Genomic DNA, 9,585 nt, shown 5'->3' on the forward strand with positions numbered 1-9,585 from the left:
AGCCTTGTCGATGTTGTCGAAGCTCGTGAAGTCCGCCAGACCCTTCGCCGCCTGGATCCGCGTGATCGCGGCCGTCAGCGTGGTCTTGCCGTGGTCCACGTGGCCGATGGTGCCCACGTTCACGTGCGGCTTGTTGCGCTCGAACTTAGCCTTGGCCATGTTCTTTTTGTCGGTCCAATCCGGATGGTTGACGCAGATGGGAGCCGCCTGACCGGCCGTCCTCCCCGGTCCGGGCACAACAGCCCGAACGCCGAACCGCGAGCCCCCGCCCGCCTTTGTGCGTGCCAGGCCCGCCGTGGTGCCCCTCTCCTCTCCGGGGTACGATCGCGCCCGCCAACGGCTCGGACGCGACAGGTACACTTCTCCCGGCGGAAAGCAAGACACGGAACATATCGAAAGGGGTTTACAACGTCAACCCCTGGCGCGCACGTCCCTTCCCCGGCTCGTCTCTCATTCGCGAGCGGTTCGTCCGCGGCATTGATACACCCCGGGTTCCATCCGCTCCAAAACGCCTCCGCCGCGCCCCCTTCCGGTGTCCCTCCGTGAAAATCCGGTTAATCTCCGCGCATCTCCCGCCATTGCTGTCACTCCCTCAGCCCGGCATACGTTGATCATCTCGCCGATCGGCACTCGGTATCCGACAATCCGGAGCCGGGCAGACAGTTCCCTCCCACGATCCCGATCCCCATGAAGAAGCTTGCCCTGAAGATCGAAGACCTGCGCGTGGACACCTTCGAGACCGCCGACACGGCCGGCTCGCGCGGCACCGTGATGGCCAACGGCGAAACCGTGAACGGCGAGACGTGCGCGCCGTCGTGTCCGTACACCTGCGGCATCCTGCCCCCGACCGCGGACTGCGAAGGATTTGGCCCCGTCGCCAGCACGCGGGACGATTTCTGCCCGGTCTGCGCCTGACGCGCATCGGCCGCGACAAATCGACGGCGCGCGGTCCCATCCGGGGCCGCGCACCGTTTTCATCCGCTCCCGCACGTGACCAGCAAGGAGCCGCAGGGTCCTGTCCGGGACTCCACCTGCCCGTGAATGCGTCCTTTTCCCGATCGCGATCGGGTGGATGATGCGCACCGGCGGATTTCCTCGCCCGATGTCATCATCCTGCCTCTTCAAGAAAACGCGGATCCCGTCCCCTCGCCGAAAGCAGCCCCTCTACCAAGGGACGCCGTCTCCCTGCTGATTCCTCCGGTCCGCGACCGGCCGTCGTGTGGCAGAACCCAAGCGCTTCCAACCTCCCCCAGCAGTTTTGGGGGAGGTGGGCGAGCTCCGCGAGCCCGGAGGGGGCGCCCACGCGGGCTTCGCCTCTCCCGCGTCGTTCCCTTCCCTGCGCCGCCGTCTTTCTGTCCCCACCCTCACGCCGTCGTCTTGGAGTACTGACGGACGGCCAAGGTCAGCACGACGGCGCCGTACACCGTCAGCACCCCCAGGGGCACGCGGATGTCGGACAGGTCCGCGCCGCGCACCAGCACGGAACGCATGATCACGATGAAGTGCTTTACCGGGCTGAGCTCCGCGATCCACTGCGCCCAGCCCGGCATGCTGTGGATGGGGGTGAACAGCCCGCTCATCAGCAGGTAGACCATGTTGATGGCAAAGCTCAGGAACATGGCCTGCTGCTGCGTCTCGGCCACCGTGCTCACCCACAGCCCGATCCCCAGCGCCGCGGCCAGGTAGATGGTGGCCGCGAAAAAGACCAGCAGCAGGCTGCCCCGCATGGGCACGTGAAAGACGAAGCGCGCCAGCAGCAGCCCCACCGCCAAGTCTGCCAGGGCGATGAGCCAGAACGGGAGCAGCTTGCTGGCGATGAACTGCGCCCGCGTCACCGGCGTGACGTTCATCTGCTCCAGCGTCCCGATCTCCTTTTCCCGCACGATGTTCATGCTGCCGATGGCCGTGGCGATCATCGTCACCAGGACGACCAGGATGCCGGGCACCATGTAGTGCGTGTAGTCCAGCTCGGCGTTGTACCAGCCGCGCGTGCGCACGTCGATGCGCGGCACGCCCGGCGCCGGCGCGTCCGCGTCGCCCACCGTGCGGAAGGTGGGACGCAGCTCGCGTCCCAGCTCCGCGCCGTACGCGGCCAGGATGCGCGACGCGTACGAGCGCAGCACGCCGGCCGCCGCCCCGTCCTCCGCGTTGAAGACGAGCTGCACCGTGCCGTGCCCCGTGCGGACGAGGTCCCGCTCGAAGCCGGCCGGCACGTGCAGGATGGTGCTCACGTCCCGGTCCAGCAGCCGGTCGTCCGCCAGGGCCGCGCTGGGCGACGCGCCGGCCAGCTCGAACCGGCCGCTGGCCACCATCCGCTGCACCAGGCCGCGCGAGACCGTCGTGTGGTCCTCGTCCACCAGGTACATCCGCGTGCCGCGCACCTCGAACGTGGCCGCGCTGGACAGGATGAGCAGCTGGATGGCCGGCATCACGATCAGCAGCCGCAGCATGGCGCGGTCACGGCGGATCTGCAGGAACTCCTTGCGGAGGAGGAAGCGCAGGGTTCGCATCGTTCTACCCCAGGCGCACGTTGAACTTGCGGATGGCCGCGATCCCCAGGACCAGCGTCATCCCCACCAGCACCAGCGTCTCCTCCCACAGGTGCCCCAGCCCCACGCCCTTGAGCATGATGCCGCGGCAGATGAGGATGAACCACTTGCCCGGCACCACGTTCGTCAGCGGCTGCAGCCAGCCGGGCATGCTGGAGACGGGAAAGATCATCCCCGAGAGCACCGTCGTGGGCATCATCAGCCCCACGAGGGCACCCATCATGGCCGTGCGCTGCGAGCTCGTGACGGCCGCGATCAGCACGCCCAGCGTGAGCGAGGTGACGATGAACAGCAGCGACTCCGCGAGCAGCAGGAGCACGCTCCCCCGGAACGGCACGCGGAAGACAAAGGACGCCGCGCCCAGCACCGTCAGCACGTTCGCGAAGCCCAGCACCAGGTACGGCAGCACCTTGCCCACGATGATCTGCCACGCCTTGAGGGGCGAGACGAGCAGGATCTCCAGCGTGCCCCGCTCCTTTTCGCGCGACAGCGAGATGGCCGACATCAGCGCGCTCACCACCGTCAGCACGAGCGCGATGAGGCCGGGGATGAAGAGGTTCACGCTCTCCAGCGTGGGGTTGAAGCGCATCCGCACGGCCGGCTCGATCATCACCCCGCCGCCCTGCCGCCCGTTTTGGGACCGCAGCTCGCGCTCGTACGCCTGCACGACGGCCGTGGCGTACGCCTGCATGGTGGCGCCCGTGTTGGGATCCGTCGCGTCGGTGATGACCATCACTCGCGCCCCCTCGCCGCGGGCCAGCGCCCGCGCGAAGCCCGGCGCCAGCACGATGGCCTGGTCCACGCGGCCGCGCTGAAAGGCGCGCGGCACGGCGGCCGTGGACGGCAGCACCTCCACGATCCGGAACAGGTCCGTGCCGGCGAAGCGGTTGCGCAGGGCCAGCGTGGCCGCGTCGGGCGCGGGGTCCACGAACGCCACCCGCACGCCGCGCACGTCCGTCCGCAGCGCGAAGCCGAAGAGGATCACCTGCGCCAGGGGAAGCAGCAGCAGGATCACCAGCGTCTGCCGGTCGCGCAGGATGTGCTGGAACTCCTTGACGATGAACCCCCGCAGCGCGTTCATCCGCCCCCTCCCGCGCCCGCCGTCTCCGCCACGGGGCGCGCCAGGCGGACGAACACCTCGTCCATCGTCGCCGCGCCGAACTCGGCCTTGAGCGCGTCCGGCGCCCCCAGCGCGCCGATGCGGCCGCTGACCATGATGGAGACGCGGTCGCAGTACTCCGCCTCGTCCATGTAGTGCGTGGTGACGAAGACGGTCGTCCCCCCCGCGGCCGCCTCGTAGATCATCTCCCAGAACTGGCGCCGGGTGATGGGATCCACGCCGCCCGTGGGCTCGTCCAGGAACACGACGCGCGGCCGGTGGATCATGGCCACGCTGAACGCCAGCTTCTGCTTCCACCCCAGCGGCAGCGAGCCCACCAGGTCCTTCGCGGCCGACTGCAACCCAAGCCGCGTCAGCAGGCCGTCCGCGCGCTCGGCAATCTCGCCGTCCGACAGGCCGTAGATGCCACCGTACAGGCGGATGTTCTCGCGCACCGTCAGGTCCTCGTACAGGCTGAAGCGCTGGCTCATGTAGCCGATGCTGCGCTTGATCTGCTCCGCCTGCGTGTAGACGTCGTAGCCGGCCACGCGCGCCTCGCCGGACGTGGGCGCCAGCAGTCCCGTCAGCATGCGCATGGCCGTCGTCTTTCCCGCCCCGTTGGCGCCCAGAAAGCCGAACACCTCGCCCTCCGCCACAGCAAAGGTGATGGCGTCCACGGCCGTGAACGCGCCGAAGCGCCGCGTGAGGTCGCGCGCCTCCACGGCCGTCCCCCGCTCCGCCACCGCGCTCATGGCGCCCCGCCTTCCGGTGCGCCCATCAGCGCCATGAAGCTGTCCTCGATCCCCGCGCGGATGGGCCGGGCGTCCGCGTCCACGAAGCCCTCGCCGCGCAGCCAGCCGGCCACGTCGCCCGCGACGGCGGCGGGATCGGCATCCGCCCGCGCGTCCGTGTAGTGCAGCTCGTCGCCGAAGGGGTAGACGGAGCGCGCGTGGGGAAAGCGGCGCAGCGCCTGGAGCAGGCGGTATCGCTCACGGGCACGCACCGACAGCAGCGGCAGAGGGTAGCGCGCGCCGATCTCGCCCGGCGCGTCGATGTCCAGGATGCGGCCGCCCTGGATGAGCGCCACGCGGTCGCAGCGCACGGCCTCGTCCATGTACGGCGTGGAGACGACGATGGTGAGCCCGCCCGCGCGCAGCTCCCCCAGCAGGTCCCAGAACTCGCGGCGCGAGACGGCGTCCACGCCCGTCGTCGGCTCGTCCAGGAAGAGGATGTCGGGCCGATGGACCAGGGCGCAGCTCAGGGCCAGCTTCTGCTTCATCCCGCCGGAAAGCGCGCCGGCGCGCCGGTCCGCGAACGGCTCGATCTGCCGGTAGATGGGGGCGTAGAGGTGATAATGGGTCTCCGTCGTCGTGCCGAAGACGGAGGCGAAAAAGCGCAGGTTCTCCGCCACGCTCAGGTCCGGGTAGAGCGAAAAGCGGCCGGGCATGTAGCCCACGCGGGACCGCAGCGTCCACAGGTCGCGGACCACATCCAGCCCCAGCACCCGCGCCTCGCCCTCCTCCGGCACGAGCAGCGTCGTCAGGATGCGGAAGAGCGTGGTCTTCCCCGCCCCGTCCGGCCCGATGAAGCCGAACAGCTCCCCCGGCGCCACGTCGAGCGTGATGCCCGCCAGCGCCTCCGTCCGCCCGAATCGCTTCGCCAGCCCGCGCACGGAGACGGCGGCCCCGCCCGATCCGCCCGACTCCGCGGTTTCGGTCGATCCGGCACGCGGCGCGGCGCTCATCGTCCCGCGCGCCGGGCGGGCGCCTCCGCGGCGAGGACGACCTCCGCCGGCATCCCGATCTTGAGCATGCCCTGGGGATTGGCCACGCGGATCTCCACGGCGTAGACCTGTTCCGTCCGCTCGTCGCGCGTCTGGATGGGCGTGGGCGTGAACTCCGCCTCGGGCGAGATCCACGTGACGGTGCCCGGAAAGCCGCGGCGCGCGTCCTCCCCCGCGTCCACCTGCACGGTGACGCGCTGCCCCACGCGCACGGCGGCCAGCTGCGCCCCGCTGACGTAGGCGCGCAGGGTAAGCGTGCCCAGGTCCGCGATCTTGTACAGCGGCTGGCCGGGCTGCACGAACTCGCCCTGCTCGGAGTACGTGGCCAGCACGGTGCCCGCGACGGGGTTCACCACCTGGCTCTGGCGGATCTGCTCCTGCACCTGCGCCGCCCGCGCCTGCACGCCGCCCACCTCCTGCCGCGCGGCCTCCGTCACGGCGCGGGCGGCGCGGATGCGCTCCTCCAGCACGCGCACCTCGCCCTCCGCAAGGTTCAGCTGCTGCGCCGTGGCGGCTTCCGCGCGAAACAGGCGCAGGGTGCGCGCGTGCTCCTCGCGGGCCGTGGCCAGCTGCGCTTCCAGCACGCCGATCTGCGCCTGGGCCTCGCGCGTCCGGGTGACGGTGGCGGCCTCCTGCGACGCCAGCTCCGCCGTCCGCAGGGCCAGCGCCGTCGTGTCGATGAGCGCCACGACGGCGCCGGCCGCCAGGGGCTCGCCCTGCCGCGCGGCAAACCGCAGCAGCTGCCCGCTGCCCTCGGCGCTGACGACCACCTCGTCCGCCTCGAAGTTGCCGTACGCGTCCGGCTCGTCTTTGCGGCATCCGGCCAAAAGGAGCGGAAGGAGGACGAGCGAGACGGCGGATATCGATCGATTGATGTTCATCGTCCAATCTTGATGCCCAGCGTGGTGAGGTAGCGCGCCTGGGCCCGTGCCAATTCCGCGCGATGGCGCTGCCGGGTCAGGCGGGCCTCCTGGAGGTCCGTGCGCGCGTCCACGTAGACGGCGGAGGTGATGGCGCGCTCCTCCAGCTGCACGCGCGCCTGCCGCTCCACCTGCTCGCGCAGCGCGACGATGCGGTCGTCCGTGGCCAGCGCGTCGCGCAGCCGGCCGGCGGCCTGCAGGTCGTCCTGCACGTCGCGGCGAAGGCGGGCCGTGAAGGCGGCTTCCTCGCTGTCCACGACCTGCCGCTGCACCTGCAGCACCTGGCGCTCGCGGCCCGCCGTGCCCCAGTCCCATGGCCGCCACTGCACGCGCACCCCGCCGATCCAGTACTCGTGCAGGTCCTCGCGGAACTGGGCCAGCCCCGGCCGCCCGTACGCCAGCTGGCCGAACGCGGCCACCTGCGGCTGCGTGCGCGCGCGGGCCAGCGCGTCCTCGCGCTCCAGCCGCGCGCGCTCCGCCGCGAAGACGGCGTACTGCGGGTGCGCGCCCGGCGCCGCGTCCGTCCCCAACGGAGCGTCGAGGGAGGGCAACGCGAGCACGTCCGTCTCGTCCACCGTCGTCTCCGTCAGCTGCGAGAGGACGGCCAGGGCGGCGCGCCGGTCCGCCGCCAGCTCCGCCCGCTGCTGCGCGGCACCCAGCAGCTCGGCGCGAAGGGCGGCCGTGTCGCCGGGAAGGGCGGCGCCCGCGCGGACCTGCGCGCGGACGACGGTGAGCCGCGCCTCCAGGTCCTCCATCAGCGTGCCGACCTCCGCCACCCGCTCCTGCAGCAGGAAGGCGGCGAAGAACGACTCCGTCACCTCCATCCGCAGCGGGTACAGCTGGGCGGCGAGCTGCGCCTGGATGGCCGCGAGCCGCGCGCGCTCCAGCTCGCGGCGCCGCGCCAGGACGCCGCCGTCCCACAGGGTGTACTGCCCCTCGAGCGCCGTCTCGATGCGGCTCCTGGGCGGCCGCGGAGGCTCCGCGCCGCCGGGGAGCGCGATGGGGATGGACGCCACCTCGGACTGCGTGGTCGCCTCGCCGCGCAGCATGAGCTGGGGAAGCCGCTCCGCGTCCAGGTTCTGGAGCCGAAGCTCCGTGGCCCGCGCCTGCATGAGCGCCTGCGCCGCGCGGGGATCGCACCGGACGGCCGCGTCCTGCAGCGCGCCCAGGTGCAGCGTGTCCGCCTGCGCCCACCCCGCGCGGGGCGCGCACGCCAGCGCCGCCACGACGCCGATCGCCATCACCGTCCTCATCACGCGCCTCCCTTCACCGCCAGCCCCGCCAGGGCGAACTCCGCCGCGTGGAGGGCGTAGGCTTCCATCTGCTCCGGCGTGGGCTCGCCGCCCGTGGCCAGCAGCAGGCCCACGGCGGGCTTGAAGATGTGGAAGTAGGGGATGAGCGAGATGGTGCTGATGGCGGCGAAGCGCGCGTCCATGTCGGCGCGGAACACGCCCGCGCGCTGGCCCTCCTCGATGAACGCCAGCAGCCCCGCGAACGCCGTGGCGGCCAGCTGTGCGATGCCTTCCTGCGCGTGCGCGGCGCCGTGGTCCGCCATCTCGCGCGCCATGAGGCGGATGAGGCTGGGGTGCTCGCGCAGCACCTCGCTCTGCGTGGCCAGCAGCGCGCGCACGGCCGTCTGCGGCGACGACGCGGCCGCCAGCCGCTCCGTGCCCCGCGCGGCGATGGCGCTGAACAGGCCGCGGAGCAGCTGGCGGTACAGCTCCTCCTTGCTGCCGAAGTAGTAGTAGATCAGGGCGGAGTTCACCCCCGCCGCCGCGCCGATCTGCTTGATGGTGGTCGCGGCGAATCCCTGCCCCGCGAAGAGCTGCTCCGCCGCGTCCAGGATGGCCGCCGCCGTCTCGGCCTTGATCTCAGGCACCTTTGCCATGGCTCGTTCTCCTCTCCTTCAGATTAATTAATCGATTGATTAAATCAGCGCAAGTCTTTTCTCCGCGTCGTCCAACCGCAGATCGGGGCAGATGCGAAGAAGCAGAGTACCGCCTGCCGCTACAGTACTCTGCTGCCTCTGCTCCCTCTGCGTGAAAATGCAGGTGAGGTCGTTCAGCCCAGGTCCGGCCGGGGCGTAGAGTCGTGGATGGGGTCCGTCCCGTTGCCGACCGAGACGGCAAAGACGGGCGATTCGGCGATGAACCCGTGCGCCACGCCCGGCGCGAAGGTGACGATGCTCCCCGCCTCGAGCACGAGGTCCACCCTCTCGCCACCGGCTTCCGCCAGCAGGCGCAGGGTGCCGGAAAAGACGTACAGCCGCTCGCGGTGACCGGCGTGGACGTGAAATCCACGCCGGTCACCGGGCGCGCTGAACTCCACGGCGTGCAGGTACGCGTACGCCTCGCCGCGGGCCAGCCACGCCACCCCGCCCCGCGCGTCCGCCGCGCGAAACAGGCCCGCCGCGGCATCCCCACCCAGCACTTCCACCGTGAGCCCGCCGTCCAGGTAGCTGCGCACCGCCGTCCTCCTTGCCTCGTTCCCGTGGTCCCCGCCAATGTCACCGTCGCGAGCGGGCCAACTTGTGCCGCCGACGCGCCGCCGTCAAACCCATCCTTCCGGGCCCGGGCGGCATCCAACCCAACGTTCGCCCCAGTCCGCTTCCTCCCGCGTCCGCACCGCATGCCGCGCTCCCCCGCCCCACGCGTCTCCGCCTACACGCTTGGACTGGCCGCCACGCTCACGCTGGGGGCGGCCCTGGGCGGGCCCGTGCTGGCCCTGGCGCGCGGCTGGTTCGGCCACGCGCGCGTCGCGCCGCGGCCCGCGTTCGCCCGCCCCGGCGGGTGGACGGACGCCGTGCGCGCGCCGGAAGCCCTCCAGGCAGATGCCATCGACGCGCTCGTGGCCATCGCGCTGGCCGTGGCGCTCCTGCTCCTTGCCGGCGCGGCGATCAACCTGGCGACGCTGCTGCTGGCGCGCGCGTCCGCCCGGCGGCACGAGACGGCCCTGCGCGCCGTGCTGGGCGCCACCCCGGGCGAGCTGGGCCGCCGCGCGCTGATGCGGGGCGCCCTGCTGGGGCTCGCCGGCGGAGGCGCGGGCGTGCTGCTGGGCGCGTGGGGCGGGGCGCTGGCGCGCGGCGCGTGGCCGGACGGCGCGGATCTCTTTGCAGACGCGCATCCCGCAACGGGCGCCGCCGCGGCGGCCGGCGCGCTGACGCTGCTCGTCCTCGCGGCGGCCGCGCTCCCCGCGATCGCCGCCGCGCGCCGCAACCTGTACGGCGCGCTGACC

11 protein-coding genes are annotated in these 9,585 nt (G+C 71.7%); 2 read left to right on the forward strand and 9 right to left on the reverse strand.

Annotation, left to right across the window (positions count from 1 at the left end):
* A partial coding sequence (locus VFZ20_RS23245) for a GTP-binding protein (RefSeq protein ID WP_329686358.1) occupies positions 1-159 on the reverse strand: 159 nt, incomplete at its 3' end.
* A 528-nt stretch (positions 160-687) separates the two neighbouring features.
* On the opposite strand from VFZ20_RS23245, the gene VFZ20_RS23250 reads away from it, so the two are divergent.
* Positions 688-915 carry a hypothetical protein gene (locus VFZ20_RS23250; RefSeq protein WP_329686348.1) on the forward strand — a complete coding sequence of 76 codons (228 nt, stop codon included), beginning with the start codon at positions 688-690 and terminating at the stop codon, positions 913-915.
* 449 nt (positions 916-1,364) lie between these two features.
* Here VFZ20_RS23250 and VFZ20_RS23255 read toward each other — a convergent pair whose 3' ends face one another.
* From VFZ20_RS23255 to VFZ20_RS23290, 8 genes are all read right to left on the reverse strand, one after another.
* Entirely contained in the window at positions 1,365-2,510 is a 1,146-nt protein-coding gene (locus VFZ20_RS23255) for an ABC transporter permease (protein WP_329686349.1), read from the reverse strand.
* Positions 2,511-2,514: 4 nt separating this feature from the next.
* Complete coding sequence (locus VFZ20_RS23260; RefSeq protein WP_329686350.1) at positions 2,515-3,630, reverse strand: ABC transporter permease; 1,116 nt, start codon at positions 3,628-3,630, stop codon at positions 2,515-2,517.
* Positions 3,627-4,400, reverse strand: coding sequence for an ABC transporter ATP-binding protein (locus VFZ20_RS23265; protein ID WP_329686351.1), 774 nt, complete (start codon positions 4,398-4,400; stop codon positions 3,627-3,629). Before VFZ20_RS23265 ends, VFZ20_RS23260 begins: the two co-directional genes overlap by 4 nt.
* Complete coding sequence (locus tag VFZ20_RS23270) at positions 4,397-5,392, reverse strand: ABC transporter ATP-binding protein (RefSeq protein WP_329686352.1); 996 nt, start codon at positions 5,390-5,392, stop codon at positions 4,397-4,399. The genes VFZ20_RS23265 and VFZ20_RS23270 overlap by 4 nt, the downstream gene beginning before the upstream one ends.
* The gene (locus VFZ20_RS23275; RefSeq protein ID WP_329686353.1) at positions 5,389-6,312 is read right to left on the reverse strand and encodes an HlyD family secretion protein; all 924 of its coding nucleotides are present in this window, start codon (positions 6,310-6,312) and stop codon (positions 5,389-5,391) included. Before VFZ20_RS23275 ends, VFZ20_RS23270 begins: the two co-directional genes overlap by 4 nt.
* Entirely contained in the window at positions 6,309-7,592 is a 1,284-nt protein-coding gene (locus VFZ20_RS23280; RefSeq protein WP_329686354.1) for a TolC family protein, read from the reverse strand. The genes VFZ20_RS23275 and VFZ20_RS23280 overlap by 4 nt, the downstream gene beginning before the upstream one ends.
* An 11-nt stretch (positions 7,593-7,603) precedes the next feature.
* Positions 7,604-8,239 (reverse strand): TetR/AcrR family transcriptional regulator, encoded by a 636-nt coding sequence (locus VFZ20_RS23285; protein WP_329686355.1) that lies wholly within the window; start codon positions 8,237-8,239, stop codon positions 7,604-7,606.
* A 173-nt stretch (positions 8,240-8,412) separates the two neighbouring features.
* Positions 8,413-8,817: a cupin domain-containing protein gene (locus VFZ20_RS23290; RefSeq protein ID WP_329686356.1), complete on the reverse strand. Its 405-nt coding sequence runs from the start codon at positions 8,815-8,817 to the stop codon at positions 8,413-8,415.
* A 162-nt stretch (positions 8,818-8,979) separates the two neighbouring features.
* Here VFZ20_RS23290 and VFZ20_RS23295 point away from each other — a divergent pair.
* A partial coding sequence (locus VFZ20_RS23295; protein ID WP_329686357.1) for an FtsX-like permease family protein occupies positions 8,980-9,585 on the forward strand: 606 nt, incomplete at its 3' end.

Origin of the sequence: Longimicrobium sp., from assembly GCF_036280135.1 — a bacterium.
Lineage (GTDB): Bacteria > Gemmatimonadota > Gemmatimonadetes > Longimicrobiales > Longimicrobiaceae > Longimicrobium.